Origin of the sequence: Streptomyces laculatispora, from assembly GCF_017353455.1 — a bacterium.
In the GTDB taxonomy this organism is placed as follows: Bacteria; Actinomycetota; Actinomycetes; order Streptomycetales; family Streptomycetaceae; genus Streptomyces; species Streptomyces laculatispora.
This window is the reverse complement of the sequence record NZ_JAFMPZ010000560.1, coordinates 1-15724: the sequence shown is the minus strand read 5'-3', so window position 1 is coordinate 15724 and position 15724 is coordinate 1. Positions and strand designations below refer to the sequence as shown.

Here is a 15724-nt window from a genome sequence, read left to right as displayed (position 1 = left end):
GCGGCGGCGGCCGGAAGCCAGGTCAGCCAGTACGGGAACGGCGGCCGGGGAAAGAGGCTGATGAGCACCATCACGAAGAAGGCGATCCAGCAGACCCGGTACAGCACCATGGCAGCTTTGCGGACGGACATGACTTCCCCCTGGCGTGTCTGTTTCGTCGTACGCGTTCCCCGGACTGCCTGTCTTCGTTCGTACGCGCCCCTCAGGATCTGGCCGCTGTGAGGACCACCAGCAGCGGCACCACCCGGACGCCGGGGACCTCGTAGCGCCCCCGCCCCGTCGTGTGCAGCCAGCCCGCACCGGTCAGTTGACGCAGGTGGTGGTAGATCTGTCCCGTCGTGCCGGTCTCGTCGAGCGCGGCGAGCTCCGCGGCCGTACGCCGGCCGCCGAGGATCTCCCGCAGCAACCGCAGCCGCACCGGATGCCCGAGCGCGGCGAACGACTCGGCGGCATCCGACCAGTCGGCGCCCGGCTCCCCGGGCTCTCCCGCCTCCCTGTCCTCCAGCAGCTGTTCCGTGAGCGCGCCGTACTGCCACTCGTACCGCTCGCCCGTCGGCAGCCGCACCGCGCCGGTGTACAGCACACCGCCATCGGCGACCCCGGCCCCGGAGAGCTGTTGCTTCAGCCCCTCCAGGGCCCAGAAGTCGGCCCCCGTCGGGCGCGGGGCATCCGGGTGGTCACCCACGAGCGCCTCAAGCCGCCGCTCCAGCTCCGAGACGCGTTCCTCCAGTTCCATTCATCCAGATTACGTAATTACGTAATCCAGTGCAAGGGGGTGCGCGAAGCCGACACACGGGACGCGAAAGCGCCGCACCGGAGTCGGCGCACGGGAATCGACCGGCGGAAGAACGCCCGGAATCGACCACGGCAGACAGAGAGGCCCCCACCCAGTCGGACCGGGTGGGGGCCTCTGTGACCGTGCGCAGCCAGAACTACGCGAGCAGTGCGGGGATCGTCCCCTCGTGCGCCGTACGCAGCTCGCTCAGCGGGATGCTGAACTCGCCCTGGATCTCGATCTCCTCGCCGTCCACGACACCGATACGGGCCACGGGCAGACCCCGCGCCCCGCACATGTCGTTGAAGCGGAGCTCCTCGCTGCGCGGGATCGAGACGATCGCGCGTCCCGCCGACTCGGAGAACAGGAAGGTGAACACGTCCAGTGCGTCCGGCACGACCAGCCGGGCACCCTTGCCGCCGCGCAGGCAGGACTCGGTGACCGCCTGGATCAGACCGCCGTCGGACAGGTCGTGCGCCGCGTCGATCATGCCGTCGCGGGAGGCCGAGATCAGGATCTCGCCGAGCAGCTTCTCGCGGCCCAGGTCGACCTTGGGCGGCATACCGCCGAGGTGGTTGTGGACGACCTCGGACCAGGCCGAGCCGCCGAACTCCTCATGCGTGTCACCGAGCAGGTAGAGGAGCTGGCCCTCTTCCTTGAAGGCGACCGGCGTGCGCCGGGTGACGTCGTCGATCACGCCGAGCACGGCCACGACCGGCGTCGGGTGGATCGCCGTCTCACCGGTCTGGTTGTACAGCGACACATTGCCGCCGGTGACCGGGGTGCCCAGCTCCAGGCAGCCGTCCGCCAGACCACGGGTGGCCTCGGCGAACTGCCACATGACGTCCGGGTCCTCGGGCGAACCGAAGTTCAGGCAGTCCGAGATCGCGAGCGGCTTGGCGCCGGAGGCGGCGACGTTGCGGTACGACTCCGCCAGCGCGAGCTGCGCGCCGGTGTACGGGTCGAGCTTCGCGTACCGGCCGTTGCCGTCGGTCGCCATGGCCACGCCGAGGTTGGACTCCTCGTCGATGCGGACCATGCCGGCGTCCTCGGGCATCGCGAGCACGGTGTTGCCCTGCACGAAGCGGTCGTACTGGTCCGTGATCCATGCCTTGGACGCCTGGTTCGGGGACGAGACCAGGCGCAGGACCTGCTCGCGCAGCTCGGCGCCGTCGGCCGGACGGGCCAGCTTGCCGGCGTCGTCGGCCTGGAGCGCGTCCTGCCAGGACGGGCGGGCGAACGGGCGGTGGTAGGTCGGGCCCTCGTGGGCGACGGACCGCGGCGGCACGTCCACGATCTGCTCGCCGTGCCAGAAGATCTCCAGCTGCGAGCCCTCGGTCACCTCACCGATGACGGTGGCGATGACGTCCCACTTCTCGCAGATCTCCAGGAAGCGGTCCACGTGCTGCGGCTCGACGATCGCGCACATGCGCTCCTGCGACTCGCTCATGAGGATTTCCTCGGGCGAGAGGGAGGAGTCGCGCAGCGGCACGGTGTCCAGCTCGACGCGCATACCGCCCGAACCGGCCGAGGCCAGCTCGGAGGTGGCACAGGAGAGCCCGGCGCCGCCGAGGTCCTGGATGCCCGCGACGAGCTTCTCCTTGAAGATCTCCAGGGTGCACTCGATGAGGAGCTTCTCCTGGAACGGGTCGCCGACCTGGACGGCCGGGCGCTTGGCCGGACCGGTCGACTCGAAGGTCTCCGAGGCCAGCACGGAGACGCCGCCGATGCCGTCGCCGCCGGTGCGGGCGCCGTACAGGATCACCTTGTTGCCGGGGCCGGAGGCCTGTGCCAGGTGGATGTCCTCGTGCTTCATCACACCGATGCAGCCGGCGTTGACGAGCGGGTTGCCCTGGTAGCAGGCGTCGAAGACGACCTCGCCGCCGATGTTCGGCAGGCCCAGGCAGTTGCCGTACCCGCCGATGCCCGCGACGACGCCCGGCAGCACACGCTTGGTGTCGGGGTGGTCGGCCGCGCCGAAGCGCAGCGGGTCGACGACCGCGACCGGCCGCGCGCCCATCGCGAGGATGTCGCGGACGATGCCGCCGACGCCGGTGGCCGCGCCCTGGTAGGGCTCGATGTACGAGGGGTGGTTGTGCGACTCGACCTTGAAGGTGACCGCGTAACCCTGGCCGACGTCGACCACACCGGCGTTCTCGCCGATGCCGACGAGCATCGCGTCGTTGTCGGGGACCTTCTCGCCGAACTGCTTGAGGTGGACCTTGCTGCTCTTGTAGGAGCAGTGCTCGGACCACATCACGGAGTACATGGCGAGCTCGGCGCCGGTGGGACGGCGGCCCAGGATCTCGCGGACCTTGGCGTACTCGTCCTCCTTGAGGCCGAGTTCCTTCCAGGGCTGCTCGGTGTCCGGGGTTTCGGCCGCGTGCTTGACCGTGTCCAGGCTCATGCGTTGACCAGCTTCTTGATGATCGAGGTGAAGAAGCCGAGACCGTCGGTACGACCGGTGCCGATCAGCGGCTCGACGGCGTGCTCGGGGTGCGGCATCAGACCGACGACGTTGCCCGCGGCGTTGGAGATGCCGGCGATGTCGCGCAGCGAGCCGTTGGGGTTGACGTCCACGTAGCGGAACGCGACGCGGCCCTCGGCCTCCAGCTCGTCGAGCGTGTGCTCGTCGGCGGTGTAGCGGCCGTCCATGTTCTTGAGGGGAACGGAGATCTCCTGGCCCTCGGAGTAGTCCGAGGTCCAGGCGGTGCCCACGTTCTCGACGCGCAGCTTCTGGTCGCGGCAGATGAAGTGCAGGTGGTTGTTGCGCAGCATCGCGCCGGGCAGCAGATGCGCCTCGGTCAGGATCTGGAAGCCGTTGCAGATGCCGAGGACCGGCATGCCCGCCTTCGCCTGCTCGATCACGGTCTCCATGACCGGCGAGAAGCGGGAGATGGCTCCGGCCCGCAGATAGTCGCCGTAGGAGAAACCGCCCGCCAGGATGACCGCGTCGACCTGGTGCAGATCCTTGTCGCGGTGCCACAGCGAAACGGGCTCGGCGCCCGCCACGCGTACGGCCCGCAGGCTGTCCTGGTCGTCGAGGGTGCCCGGAAAGGTGACGACTCCGATACGAGCAGTCACTTCGACTCCTCGGCCTTCTCCACCTTCACGGTGAAGTCCTCGATGACGGTGTTGGCGAGGAACGTCTCGGCCATCTCGTGAATACGGGTGAGGGCGGCCTCATCGACCGGCCCCTCGATCTCCAGCTCGAAACGCTTTCCCTGACGTACGTCCGCGATTCCCTCGAAGCCGAGACGGGGCAGCGCACGCTGCACAGCCTGTCCCTGCGGGTCGAGGATCTCGGGCTTGAGCATGACGTCGACTACGACGCGTGCCACTGGCACTCCCGGTGTGGTGGTGTGGTGCGGCTGTTTCTCCGGGGGGTTCCCCAGGACCCCCGCGGGTCCCCTCAGCGTACCTGTCCAGAAATTCTACGCGGGTAGATATCAGGTGGCCCAGATCACGCCGGGATATCGGCCGTGACAACTGATGCAGTTGATGCAAACCACGGAAGCGGCAACGGAACCGGGAACACGCGCGGGAACGGATGCGAGAACGGAACGGATGCCGCAACGGGATGCGGCAACGGATGCGAAAAATCCTGTGAAAAAAATCCCCACCAGCAGCACACATAGCAGGCTGACACGCGCACGTAATTGGGTGGGCTTCACAATGCGGTGCACATCGCTGTACAAATGATTACCGGGGAAAGCGACATTGCCCCGGAACGGCCGGCACCAGTCGGCCCTCATCCGCGCTCACAGCCGGAAGGCCGGCATCCGCGCATGTCAGACGCGCAGGTGCCGCAGGAAAGGACCGATATCCGTGGCTCAGCGCGTAGTGGTCACGCTCTCCGACGACATCGACGGGGGAGCGGCAGCGGAAACGGTCACCTTCGCGCTGGACGGGAAGTCGTACGAGATCGACCTCAATCCGTCCAATGCAAAGAAACTGCGCAAGGCCCTGGCCCCGTACATGGCGGCCGGCCGAAAGCAGACAAATGCCAGCAAGCATGGCAAGGTTCCCGTCTCCTACCGGCACACCTCGCTCGCGCCCGACCCGGCGGCAGTGCGCGCCTGGGCCCGCTCGCACCGGATGGAGGTGCCGGCCCGCGGCCGGATTCCCAAGAAGGTCTACGAGGCGTTCCAAGAAGCCAGTTGAGCGGAAGCGCCGGACGGCCGGTGCCGGGCGGGGGCGTCGGACCGCCCGTCACCGGCCTCCCCGACGACACCTCGCGGGAGCCGACTTGCGCGATACCCCTGCAGGTCGGCTAGAGTCTGGAGCACGCCGAAGGGCAAGGCCGAAAAGCCGGACCTCAAGCAGCGTGCGGGTGTAGTTCAGTAGTAGAACATCCCCCTTCCAGGGGGAAGGCGCAGTGTGCAATTCCTGTCACCCGCTCTGCATCACTCTTCCTCAACCACTCCGGTGGATCAGGTAGAGTAGTGCTGGCTCCACCGGTGAAAGCCGAGTGGCTGCAATGCGGACGTAGCTCAGTTGGTAGAGCGCAACCTTGCCAAGGTTGAGGTCGCCAGTTCGAACCTGGTCGTCCGCTCGTTATCGTAGGAAGCCCCCGGTTATTGACCGGGGGCTTCTTCGTATGCGATCTCGGTCATATCCGCACCCCCATGACGTTTGTCATGCACTGCGATGACAGCTCGCACTGCTCCCGGCACCGTCCGGGCGGAAGCCTTGAGTCATGACCTTCGACGAATTTCCCCATGAGTGCGTGATCGAGGCGGACGGTGTCCGACGCAGTTATGCGGGCGGCTTCGAGGCTGTGACCGGCGTCTCCTTCTCCGTGGCACGCGGCGAGCTGTTCGCCCTGCTCGGCACGAACGGCGCCGGCAAGACCTCCACCGTCGAACTGCTGGAAGGACTGGCCCGCCCCGACGGCGGCACGGTACGGGTGCTCGGCCACGACCCCTTCGAGGAACGCGCCGCGGTCCGCCCGCGGATCGGGGTGATGCTCCAGGAGGGCGGCTTCCCCTCCGACCTGACGACCACCGAGACCGTACGGATGTGGGCGGGATGCACCAGCGGGGCCCGGCCCGCCGGCGAGGCCCTGGACCTGGTGGGGCTCGGCCACCGGGCGCGCGTCCGGGTCAAGCAGCTCTCCGGCGGTGAGCGGCGGCGACTGGACCTGGCGCTGGCCCTCCTCGGCCGGCCCGAGGTGCTCTTCCTCGACGAACCGACCACCGGTCTCGACGCCGAGGGGCGGCGCGACACCTGGGCGCTGGTGCGCCGGCTCCAGGAGGGCGGCATCACCGTGCTGCTCACCACGCACTACCTGGAGGAGGCCGAGGCGCTCGCCGACCGGCTGGCGATCATGCACCGGGGACGGATCGTGACCTCGGGCACCACCGCGGAGGTGACGGCCGCGCGACCGTCCCGGATTCGGTTCGAGCTCCCCGCCGGAACCGCGGCAGGGCAGCTGCCACTGAGTCTGTGCGCCGCGGCGGACGGCCCGCGGATCGAGATCCGCACGCACCGCCTCCAGGAGTCACTGGCCGAACTCCTGCGCTGGGCAACGGAGTCGGGCGTCCAGCTGATCGGGCTCGATGCCCGGTCGGCCTCACTCGAAGAGGCATTCCTCGACATCGCGAGGTCCGCGGCGAAGACCGGGAGCAGAACCGGAACCGAGAACGAGAACGAAAAGGTGGCTGTGGCATGACGACCGCGACAACGCGCGCGAGCACCGCGACGACCGGAGCCCCGGCCACGACGGTCCGCGGCCGGCTGACCGCTCTCGGACGGGCCGAGCTGACGCTGCTCGCTCGCAACAGGACGGCCCTCTTCGTCGCGCTGCTGATGCCCGCCGCCATGGTCACGGCCATGAGGTCGACGTTCGAGCAGATGGATCTCGGCGGGACCGGGCTGACCGTCGCCGGCGCGGCCCTCACCGGCGGCATCGGAACGGTGCTGATCCAGGCCGTCTACATGAACATGGTCGCCGCCTACGTGGCACGGCGCGAGGAACTGGTCCTGAAGCGGCTGCGTACCGGCGAGGTCACCGACGGGGAGATCCTGACCGGAACCGCGCTGCCCGCGGCCGCACTGGCCCTGGCACAGACCGCGGTGATCGTCGTGGCCGGTACCGCCTTCTTCGGCCTCGGCGCACCCGACCGCCCCGAGCTGCTCCTGCTGGGGCTGGTGATGGGCGTGGTGCTGCTGACGGCGCTGGCCGCGGCCACCTCCGTGATCACCCGCACCGTGCAGACGGCTCAGCTCACGACCCTCCCGCTGTTCTTCGCCTCAATGATGGGCTCGGGGCTCTTCGTACCGCTGGAGATCCTTCCGGACCGGCTCGCGTCGGTGTGTGAGCTGCTGCCGCTGACCGGAGTGATGACACTCGTACGGGCCGGCTGGCTCGGCGGCGCCGAGGGCACCGAACCGCTGGGGGCCGCGCTGACCGGGTTGGTCTGGACCGTGCTCGCGGTGTTTGCTGTCAAGCGGTGGTTCCGCTGGGATCCGCGACGCTGAGGGGTGTGGTGCCGTGTTGACGCGCGTACGTGGCTGGCGCCGCGGCTGGCAGGAACGCAGCAAACTGGAACGGATCGACCTGTACTCGCGGCTGACCGTGTCGGTGATCCCCTGGGTCTTCACCCTGACCTGGCAGCTGGCTCCGCTGAAGACGGACATCCGCCATGCGCCGCTCCCACTGGCGCTGGGCTGGACACTGTTCGTGGTGTGCCTGGCGCAGTGTGTGCTGAGCAACCGCAATGTGCGGCCGTCGTACGACCACTACCTCGGCATCTCCGTCTTCCCCCGGCGCCGAATGGTCGCGCCGCTGGTCCTGACGGGGCTGGGGCTGGGACTGCTGGCGGCGCTGGCCGCTGTGGACGGGGTCGGCGGAGCGGGGCTGCTGGTGATGGCCATGAACGCACCGATGGCGCTGGTGATGACGCAGGTCCTGCTGGTCCCGGTCCGCACGTTCCTGGGCCAGTCGATCGCCCTCGTCGCGCTGACCACCGGCGTCCTCGCAGCGGCCGGAGTGCGGGGCGGGATCCTGGCCGGGGTGGTGCCGGCCACGCTCTTCGGCTGTGTGCTGGTCCTGGTCTCCGTACGGCCGAGCACCTGGAGCCTGAGCGTGATGTGGCAGGCGGAGGAGGCCCGGGACGTGCAGGCCCGGCTCGCGGTCGCCGAGGAGCGGCTGCGGTTCGGGCGGGACATGCACGACGTGCTGGGCCGCAATCTCGCCGTGATCGCGCTCAAGAGCGAGCTGGCGGTGGAGCTGGCCCAGCGCGGCAGGCCCCAGGCGGTGGACCAGATGGTCGAGGTGCAGCGGATCGCCCGCGCCTCCCAGCAGGAGGTGCGCGATGTCGTACGGGGCTACCGGGAAGCCGATCTGAGCACGGAACTGGCCGGGGCGACAGGCGTGTTGCGGGCGGCCGGGATCGAGTGCGCGGTGGTGGGCGACAGCGGCGCCGAACTGGCCGCGCCCGTCCAGGCCGCGCTCGGCTGGGTGGTGCGTGAGGCGGCCACCAACGTGCTGCGGCACGGCGACCCCCGACGCTGCACGATCCGGCTCGCCGCCTCGGCGGACGAGGTGGTGCTGGACATCGAGAACGACGGCGCGTCGACGACGGCCGCAACCGGGGAGCACGGTTCCGGCGGGAGCGGTTCCGGGCTGGCCGGACTGCGCGAACGGCTCGGCGCCCTCGACGGCTCACTGGACGCGGGAACGGCGGGCGACGGGCTCTTCCGGCTGACCGCGAGAATCCCGCTGTCCCGCCCGGCCCCGGGCCCGAAGCCCGGGGCCGCGTCACGTACGGCTTCCGGTGATGTATCGCGTACGGAAGACCCTGCGGCCCTTCTGGAGGAGCGACGATGACTGCGGTGCGGGTGCTGCTCGCCGACGACGAGCACCTGATCCGGGGCGCGCTCGCCGCGCTGCTCGCGCTGGAGGACGACCTAGTGGTGGTCGCCGAGGCGGCGACCGGGCCCGAGGCGCTGGCCATGGCCCGTGCGCACCGCCCCGATGTGGCGGTCCTGGACCTGGAGATGCCGGGGGCGGACGGTGTGAGCGTCGCCACATCACTGCGGTCCGAACTCCCTGGCTGCCGCACCATGATCGTGACCAGTCACGGCCGGCCGGGACATCTGAAGCGGGCCCTCGCGGCGGGCGTACGGGCGTTCGTGCCGAAGACCGTCAGCGCCCGTCAGCTGGCCGGGATCATCCGTACGGTGCACGCCGGGAACCGCTATGTGGACCCGGAGTTGGCAGCCGACGCGATCGCGGCCGGGGACTCGCCGCTGACCGTGCGCGAGGCCGAGGTGCTGGAACTGGCCGCGGACGGGGCGCCGGTCGCGGAGATCGCGGAGCGGGCCTCGCTGACGCAGGGAACGGTACGGAACTACCTCTCGTCGGCGGCCTCGAAGCTCGGGGCCGAGAACCGTCACGCCGCGGTGCGTCTCGCGCGGGAGCGGGGTTGGGTATAGTGGTTCTCGCGCTTCGGCGCTTGCGGACGTAGCTCAGTTGGTAGAGCGCAACCTTGCCAAGGTTGAGGTCGCCAGTTCGAACCTGGTCGTCCGCTCCGTTCAGCAAGAAGCCCCCGGCCTTTCGGCCGGGGGCTTCTTCGTGTGCTGCGGGGCGGCTACTGCCAGGGCGTGCCGGTGAGGAGTTCGTACGCCTCCAGGTACTTGGCCCGGGTCGCGTCCACGATCTCCTGCGGCAGCGCCGGCGGCGGCTGCTCGCTCTTGCGGTCCCAGCCGGAGGCCGGCGAGGTCAGCCAGTCGCGCACGAACTGCTTGTCGTACGACGGCTGGGCGTGGCCCGGCTCCCAGGTGGCGGCGGGCCAGAAGCGCGAGGAGTCCGGGGTCAGCACCTCGTCCGCGATGATCAGTTCCTCGCCGCCGTCGGCGGTGGGCGCGAAGCCGAACTCGAACTTCGTGTCCGCGAGGATGATCCCGCGCTCGCGCGCGATGTCACGGGCCCGGCCGTACACGTCCAGCGTCGTCCGGCGCAGCTGTACGGCGGTCTCGGCGCCGACCTGGCGGGCGACTTCCTCGTAGCTCACGTTCTCGTCGTGGTCGCCGACTGCCGCCTTGGTGGCCGGGGTGAAGATCGGCGCCGGGAGCTCGGAGCCGTCGGTGAGGCCCTCGGGAAGGGCGAGACCGCAGACGGTGCGCGAGGCGTTGTACTCGACCAGTCCGGAGCCGGTCAGATAGCCGCGGGCGACGCACTCGACCGGGACCATTCGCAGCGACCTGCAGATCGTCGTGCGGCCGGCCCAGTCGTCCGGTGCGCCGGCGGGCAGCTCTGTGGACAGGACGTGGTTCGGTACGAGATCGGCGAGCTGATCGAACCACCACAGCGAGAGCCGGGTCAGGACGCGGCCCTTGTCCGGGATCTCGGTGGGCAGGACCCAGTCGTACGCGGAAATCCGGTCGCTGGCGACCATGACGAGGTCACCGGCCTCGTTCCGGTACAGGTCGCGCACCTTGCCCGTGTGCAGGTGGGTGAGACCCGGTACCTGCACGGGCTCGGGCTTTTCTACAAATCCGGACACGCTGCCTCCGCGTAGGTTGATCCAGGAGTCGTTCCGATTGTCCCGTATCCGGGTGCGGACGGCTGCGCAGGGGTGCGGCGGGGGCGAGAGGGCGCGCGGTGGCCCTCAGGCTCGCTTGCAGATGCGGTCGAGCAGGTTGGCGGTGGCCCGCTGGATACGGGGGTCCACATGGCCGGGGCGGTCCAGGGCCGGGGACCAGGCGAAGGTGCCGGAGGCGAAGACGAGCGCCCCGGACGGGGCCCGGTACAGGGACGTCTCCTGGTGGCGCGTCACGCCTTCGCCGTCCTGGTACGGGGAGTGGGCGAGCAGGATGCGGCTGTCGTGCTCGGGAAGCGTGGTGCGCGGGAAGTAGCGGTCGGCCTCGCCCGCGACCAGGCCGTCGATCTCGTCGCCCTCACCGGCACCGGTCGCGTCCCAGAGCCAGTGCTCCGCGTTCCGCACGACCAGGGGGTGGGGGTCGGGGACCCGGCCCGCGTACTGGATGCCGAGGAGCTGCTGCTCGGCGCGGTCGACCTCGCGCCAGAGAGCGGGCTTTCCCGGACCGTGCCGCTTGCGGCAGGTGAGCAGCCGGTCGGGGACGCCGGACGCCGACGGTGCGAGGCTGACCTGCCAGTACATGGTGTTGGCGGAGAGGAAGACCAGGGAGGTGCCGTTGTCGCGGGCGCGCTCGGTGGTGCGGCGCATGGGGACCGACCAGTACTCGTCGTGGCCGGGGAAGACCAGGCCCCGGTATCGGGTCGGGTCGATGCGGCCCGCGTGCAGGTCGCGGGTGTCGGCGTAGGCGATGTCGTAGCCGTAGCGCTCGGCCCAGCGGATGAAGTCGTAGGCATGACCGACGTGCAGCGGGAGGCCCGCGCCCGCGTAGGGGCGGTCGAAGGAGACGGTGACCGCCGCGTCCTCCTCGCCCAGCAGCCGGCCCTGTTCGTCCCAGGCGTGGTAGAGGCTGGCGCCGGTGCGGCCGTCCTCCGGGTAGAGGTTGTACGCCTGCCAGGTGATGTCCGGGAGGATCAGCAGCAGATCGGCCGGGTGGTCGTCGCGCACCGTGAACGGGATGTGGGAGCGGTATCCGTCGACCGTCGTGAGCACGGCGACGTAGGCGCCGATCGACCAGTAGGTGGGGATCTGGAGCCGCCAGGACTGCCACCAGTGGTGGCAGGAGACCGTGCGGTCGGCGGCCAGGGGCGCGGGCTGGACGATGCCGGAGAGCCGCGGGCTCGTGGTGATCTTGGCGGCGCCGTCGCCCCCGTAGTGGCCGATGCGGTAGATGTCCACGGAGAACTGCTGGGGCGGGTCCACGGTGATGTGGAAGTCGATCGCCTCACCGGGGGCCGCGGCGCCGGTGGAACTGAAGCCCTTGATCTGTCGGTGCACGTCGTCGGCGGTACGGGTGCCGCCACCGGTGGAGCCGCGGGGCAGCGTGGGGTCGGCGTACCAGGGCACCACCTGGCCGGTGTCGTCGAAGTAGTTCTCGCTGCCGCGCAGCCAGGGGAGCGGCCCCTGCCCGAAGGGGTCGGTGACGGCGTGCGCGAGGGCACCTGATTCCCAACGACGAATCTGCTCCGCCCCCATAACGCGCTTCCCTCTCTCAGGCCCCCGGAACAACAGTGGTGCGCTGACTGTCAGCGCCGGTCCCCAGCACATCACATAACGCATCCACTCCGTCACCGTTCGTCGCGAATTGACGTTAACGGAGCCTGCGCTTCCGGGTATTGGGTGCCGCGCACCGGCGATATGCCTCGATATCACCCCAGTTGCGCTTCGGGACGGCCGGAGAACGGAGCAGAGCGCCACGGAACATCTCGGAACGTTTCGGCTATGGCTCGGCTACGGCTCGGCTCGAAACCGTTTCAGACGAGACGGACGGGTTTGTCGGTACGCACACCGACCGAGGAGAGCCAGGAGCGCAGGGGGCCGGCGTCGCCGTCCTCGACGAGGCTGAGAACCGGGGTGCCGAGATCGGACCGGCGTTCGCCGTCGACCAGCAGCGCGGGCCCGTCGAGCCAGTCGAGGCCGGGGGCCGCGCCCGCCGTGTCGACGGCGGCGCAGCAGACCATCGCCGCGACATGATCGGCGAGCAGCTCGGTCCCCGTACGGGGCGGCTGGAGCGGGAACAGCGGGAGGGGGTCGGGCCCCCAGAAGTCCAGCACGTCCCCGCCGGAGCCGCCGGAGCCACCGGAGCCACCGGAGCCACCGGGAACACCGGAACCGTTGACTCCACCGGATCCCGGCTGGGGGTTCTGTCCCTGGCTCTGTCCCCGGCCCTGGCTCTGTCCCTGCTTCTTGGCCTGCGCCTGCGCCTGGGCCTCGTCACGGGCCACCGCGGCACTGATACCTGCCGCGAGCTCCTCACCGCTGCCGCTGCCGTTGCCCGCGACGAGATGCTCGACGACGCGGGCCAGTGTGGGCACCGCGGCACCGCCGACGTCGGACGGACCGGCGGAGGACGCGGGCGGTACGCCCATGTCGTCCAGGACGCGGTGCAGACGGGCCGCCTCGGTGCGCCACTTCCGGTCGACGACTTCCTCCGGATACTGCTGCCAGTCCACCGGGGACCAGTCGGGCCCCGTCTCCGCGGGGCCGCCGTGGAAGAGCCGGGCGGCCAGCAGGGACGCCGCCTCGTCGGCCGCTCCCGGCTCCTCCAGGAGGTCGCAGGCGGGCCGTTCGCCGAGCCGGGAGGTGAACCCGTCGGCCAGCCGGTCGCGCCGGGAGAGCTCGGTGAGGGCGGAGACGACACCGGCGTCCAGCCGGGACGGCCAGCGCCCCATCCGCCAGGCGGGCAGCGCGACCCGCGTGAGCAGCCGGTCCCAGCCCGCGTAGGCGAGCCCGACCTGCTCCTGGGCGGCGATCCGCAGCCCGTAGTCCACCGCCTGGGCACGGGTGGACGCCGCGGCGGCGACGCCGCGCTCCATCTCCGCGGCATGGCTGTGGCAGCTGCGCAGCAGCAGTCGGGCGATCCGGCCGATGAAGGCGTGCGGCAGCCGCAGAACCTTGCGCACGGGGCCCTGGGCGGGTGCGGCCGCGTCGGCGACGGCCCCGTCCAGTCCCCGGACGAAGCGCCGGGCCGCGGCTATGTCGGGGTGGGCGGCGGAGCCCGTGCCCGCGACGACCGGGGCGAGCACGGCCCGCAGCTCCGCGACGCGCATCCACCAGAGGAACGGCGAACCGATCACCAGCACGGGCGCGGCCAGCACCCTGCGGCGTCCTGGACCGGCCCCCGGACCGTCCTGGTCCCGGCGGGCGGCCTCCCTGGCCGCACGGTCGGCGGCCGGATGGGTGCGGTCCTCCAGCCAGCTGTCGCAGTCGGGCGTCAGCGCTATGGCCGAGGGCGCCGGCACGTCGAGGCGATCGGCGAGATCACGGACCAGCCGGTAGAGGTCCGGGGCCGCCTTCTCGGTGAGGGGAACGGTCGGGCTGACCGCCGGCTTCGCCCGTACCACCGCGATAGCGACGGCTGCCGCGACCAGCAGGACGACGACGGCGCAGGCCGTCACGGCCCAGCTCACCGCGTCCCAGCCACCGCCGTCGACGAATCCCTGCGCGCCTGCGGCGAACAGCACGACGGCGACGGCCGCGGGCAGCAGCGCCACCGCCGTCGCCCTGCTGCGGATGCGCAGCAGGGCGAGCGCCCGGGCGCGCGCGGCCTGCGCACCCAACTCCTCACCTGTACCGGTACCGGACACGGCTGGATGTCACCCCCTCTGCCCTCGCGACGGTGTTGCTCACTCCCCCACTGTGGCACCCGTCACTGACATCGCAATGCCGGTGGGCCAAGTGCCGGAAAGCTTGCGCCGCACCCTAGTTGGGCCTTCGGCGGGCGTCATCCGGATGGCTCAGCCGTCACTCGATGGAATGGCTTTGGGTAAAGCTGCTGACGCGCCGCTGTCCATGGGGCAACGGCGCGTCGGCGGAGGCGGGACCGCGATCGCGGGCAGGTCCCCGATCGCGGGCGAGAGGGCTCAGCCCTCCGCGGCCTTCTTGGCGATGTCCGTACGGAGCTGGGAGCCGTCGAGCCGGATCCGGGCCGCGGCCGCGTAGGCGCGCTCACGGGCGCCCTCGAGGTCCTTGGCGGTCGCGGTGACGGAGAGCACCCTGCCGCCCGCGCTGACGACCGTGTCACCGTCCCGCCGGGTCCCGGCGTGCAGGACGTACGCATGCGGGGCATCCTGTGCCGCGACCTCGTCGAGGCCCTCGATCGGGTCACCCGTTCGCGGGGTGTCCGGGTAGTTGTGGGAGGCGATGACCACGGTGACCGCCGCGTCGTCGCGCCACTTCAGCGAAGGCAGCTCGTCCAGAGTGCCGTTGGCGGAGCCCAGCAGGACGCCGGCCAGCGGGGTCTTCAGCCGGGCCAGGACCACCTGGGTCTCCGGGTCGCCGAAGCGGGCGTTGAACTCGATGACCCGTACGCCGCGCGAGGTGATCGCGAGACCCGCGTACAGCAGCCCGGAGAAGGGCGTACCGCGGCGGCGGAGCTCGTCGACGGTCGGCTGGAGGACCGACTGCATGACCTCGTCGACCAGCTTGGGGTCGGCCCACGGCAGCGGGGAGTACGCGCCCATGCCGCCGGTGTTCGGGCCCTCGTCGTTGTCGAGGGCGCGCTTGAAGTCCTGGGCGGGCTGGAGAGGCAGCACGGTGGTGCCGTCGGTGATGGCGAAGAGGCTCACCTCGGGGCCGTCGAGGAACTCCTCGATGACCACGCGGTCGCAGGCCAGCGCGTGGGCGCGGGCCGCCTCGACGTCATCGGTGACGACGACGCCCTTGCCGGCGGCGAGACCGTCGTCCTTGACGACGTACGGAGCACCGAACGCGTCGAGGGCCGTGTCGATCTCGGCGGCGGTGGTGCAGACGTAGCTGCGGGCGGTCGGAACGCCTGCCCCGGCCATCACGTCCTTGGCGAACGCCTTGGAGCCCTCCAGCCGGGCCGCCTCGCCGNNGCCTCCGGGCCGACGACCACCAGCTCGGCGCCCAGTTCAGTGGCGAGGCGCGCGACGGCAGCGCCGTCGAGTGCGTCGACCGGGTGCAGTTCGGCCACCTCTGCGATGCCGGCGTTGCCGGGGGCGCAGTACAGAGCGGTGACGTCGGGGTCGAGGGAGAGAGAGCGGCACAGGGCGTGTTCGCGGGCGCCGCCGCCGATGACGAGGACCTTCACGGGGTGCAGCCTAGCCGCCGGGCAGGCCCCGGCCCGGTGTCCACGGACCGGCGCCCGTCAAGCCCGCCCTGCCCCGGCGGCTAGGCTGCACCCCGTGAAGGTCCTCGTCATCGGCGGCGGCGCCCGCGAACACGCCCTGTGCCGCTCTCTCTCCCTCGACCCCGACGTCACCGCTCTGTACTGCGCCCCCGGCAACGCCGGCATCGCAGAGGTGGCCGAACTGCACCCGGTCGACGCACTCGACGGCGCTGCCGTCGCGCGCCTCGCCACTGAACTGGGCGCCGAGCTGGT

At 70.7% G+C, this 15724-nt stretch carries 12 protein-coding genes, 3 tRNA genes and 2 pseudogenes; 9 read left to right on the top strand and 8 right to left on the bottom strand.

Features of this window, described 5'->3' with window-relative positions:
• Positions 1–202 precede the first annotated feature (202 nt).
• From J1C73_RS29900 to purS, 4 genes are all read right to left on the bottom strand, one after another.
• Positions 203–736 (bottom strand): ArsR/SmtB family transcription factor, encoded by a 534-nt coding sequence (locus J1C73_RS29900; RefSeq protein ID WP_207319118.1) that lies wholly within the window; start codon positions 734–736, stop codon positions 203–205.
• Positions 737–932: 196 nt separating this feature from the next.
• Complete coding sequence (gene purL / locus J1C73_RS29895; protein WP_207319117.1) at positions 933–3182, bottom strand: phosphoribosylformylglycinamidine synthase subunit PurL; 2250 nt, start codon at positions 3180–3182, stop codon at positions 933–935.
• Complete coding sequence (gene purQ / locus J1C73_RS29890; protein WP_207319116.1) at positions 3179–3859, bottom strand: phosphoribosylformylglycinamidine synthase subunit PurQ; 681 nt, start codon at positions 3857–3859, stop codon at positions 3179–3181. The genes purL and purQ overlap by 4 nt, the downstream gene beginning before the upstream one ends.
• Positions 3856–4122: a phosphoribosylformylglycinamidine synthase subunit PurS gene (gene purS / locus J1C73_RS29885; RefSeq protein ID WP_123460572.1), complete on the bottom strand. Its 267-nt coding sequence runs from the start codon at positions 4120–4122 to the stop codon at positions 3856–3858. Before purS ends, purQ begins: the two co-directional genes overlap by 4 nt.
• Before the next feature lie 481 nt (positions 4123–4603).
• On the opposite strand from purS, the gene J1C73_RS29880 reads away from it, so the two are divergent.
• The 8 genes from J1C73_RS29880 (at position 4604) to J1C73_RS29845 (ending at position 9312) form a co-directional block, all read left to right on the top strand.
• Positions 4604–4939: a histone-like nucleoid-structuring protein Lsr2 gene (locus J1C73_RS29880; protein WP_207319115.1), complete on the top strand. Its 336-nt coding sequence runs from the start codon at positions 4604–4606 to the stop codon at positions 4937–4939.
• 165 nt (positions 4940–5104) lie between these two features.
• Positions 5105–5176: transfer RNA gene (locus J1C73_RS29875), tRNA-Gly, on the top strand.
• An 81-nt stretch (positions 5177–5257) separates the two neighbouring features.
• Positions 5258–5330, top strand: a tRNA-Gly gene (locus tag J1C73_RS29870).
• Between the two features lie 144 nt (positions 5331–5474).
• A complete protein-coding gene (locus J1C73_RS29865) occupies positions 5475–6449 on the top strand; it encodes an ABC transporter ATP-binding protein (RefSeq protein WP_207319114.1) in 975 nt (324 codons plus the stop codon).
• Positions 6446–7258 carry an ABC transporter permease gene (locus J1C73_RS29860; RefSeq protein WP_207319113.1) on the top strand — a complete coding sequence of 271 codons (813 nt, stop codon included), beginning with the start codon at positions 6446–6448 and terminating at the stop codon, positions 7256–7258. Before J1C73_RS29865 ends, J1C73_RS29860 begins: the two co-directional genes overlap by 4 nt.
• Before the next feature lie 13 nt (positions 7259–7271).
• Complete coding sequence (locus J1C73_RS29855; protein ID WP_207319112.1) at positions 7272–8609, top strand: sensor histidine kinase; 1338 nt, start codon at positions 7272–7274, stop codon at positions 8607–8609.
• Positions 8606–9217, top strand: a complete 612-nt coding sequence (locus tag J1C73_RS29850) for a response regulator transcription factor (RefSeq protein ID WP_123460567.1) — start codon at positions 8606–8608, stop codon at positions 9215–9217. Before J1C73_RS29855 ends, J1C73_RS29850 begins: the two co-directional genes overlap by 4 nt.
• 22 nt (positions 9218–9239) lie before the next feature.
• Positions 9240–9312: transfer RNA gene (locus J1C73_RS29845), tRNA-Gly, on the top strand.
• Between the two features lie 60 nt (positions 9313–9372).
• Here J1C73_RS29845 and J1C73_RS29840 read toward each other — a convergent pair.
• The 4 genes and pseudogenes from J1C73_RS29840 to purD all read right to left on the bottom strand — a co-directional run bounded on the left by J1C73_RS29840 (position 9373) and on the right by purD (position 15433).
• Complete coding sequence (locus J1C73_RS29840) at positions 9373–10287, bottom strand: phosphoribosylaminoimidazolesuccinocarboxamide synthase (RefSeq protein ID WP_207319111.1); 915 nt, start codon at positions 10285–10287, stop codon at positions 9373–9375.
• A 105-nt stretch (positions 10288–10392) separates the two neighbouring features.
• Positions 10393–11856, bottom strand: coding sequence for a N,N-dimethylformamidase beta subunit family domain-containing protein (locus J1C73_RS29835; RefSeq protein WP_207319110.1), 1464 nt, complete (start codon positions 11854–11856; stop codon positions 10393–10395).
• A 278-nt stretch (positions 11857–12134) separates the two neighbouring features.
• Positions 12135–13967 carry a hypothetical protein gene (locus tag J1C73_RS29830; protein ID WP_207319109.1) on the bottom strand — a complete coding sequence of 611 codons (1833 nt, stop codon included), beginning with the start codon at positions 13965–13967 and terminating at the stop codon, positions 12135–12137.
• A gap of 276 nt (positions 13968–14243) precedes the next feature.
• Positions 14244–15433: pseudogene (purD, locus tag J1C73_RS29825) on the bottom strand (phosphoribosylamine--glycine ligase).
• Positions 15434–15527: 94 nt separating this feature from the next.
• On the opposite strand from purD, the pseudogene J1C73_RS29820 reads away from it, so the two are divergent.
• Positions 15528–15724: pseudogene (locus J1C73_RS29820) on the top strand (phosphoribosylamine--glycine ligase family protein); the annotation flags it as partial.

What these genes read in the sequence shown, in the direction of transcription:
- J1C73_RS29900 (WP_207319118.1), bottom strand. Translation starts at nt 736, where the DNA reads ATGGAACTGGAGGAACGCGTCTCGGAGCTGGAGCGGCGGCTTGAGGCG.
- purL (WP_207319117.1), bottom strand. Translation starts at nt 3,182, where the DNA reads ATGAGCCTGGACACGGTCAAGCACGCGGCCGAAACCCCGGACACCGAG.
- J1C73_RS29865 (WP_207319114.1), top strand. Translation starts at nt 5,475, where the DNA reads ATGACCTTCGACGAATTTCCCCATGAGTGCGTGATCGAGGCGGACGGT.
- J1C73_RS29860 (WP_207319113.1), top strand. Translation starts at nt 6,446, where the DNA reads ATGACGACCGCGACAACGCGCGCGAGCACCGCGACGACCGGAGCCCCG.
- J1C73_RS29850 (WP_123460567.1), top strand. Translation starts at nt 8,606, where the DNA reads ATGACTGCGGTGCGGGTGCTGCTCGCCGACGACGAGCACCTGATCCGG.
- J1C73_RS29835 (WP_207319110.1), bottom strand. Translation starts at nt 11,856, where the DNA reads ATGGGGGCGGAGCAGATTCGTCGTTGGGAATCAGGTGCCCTCGCGCAC.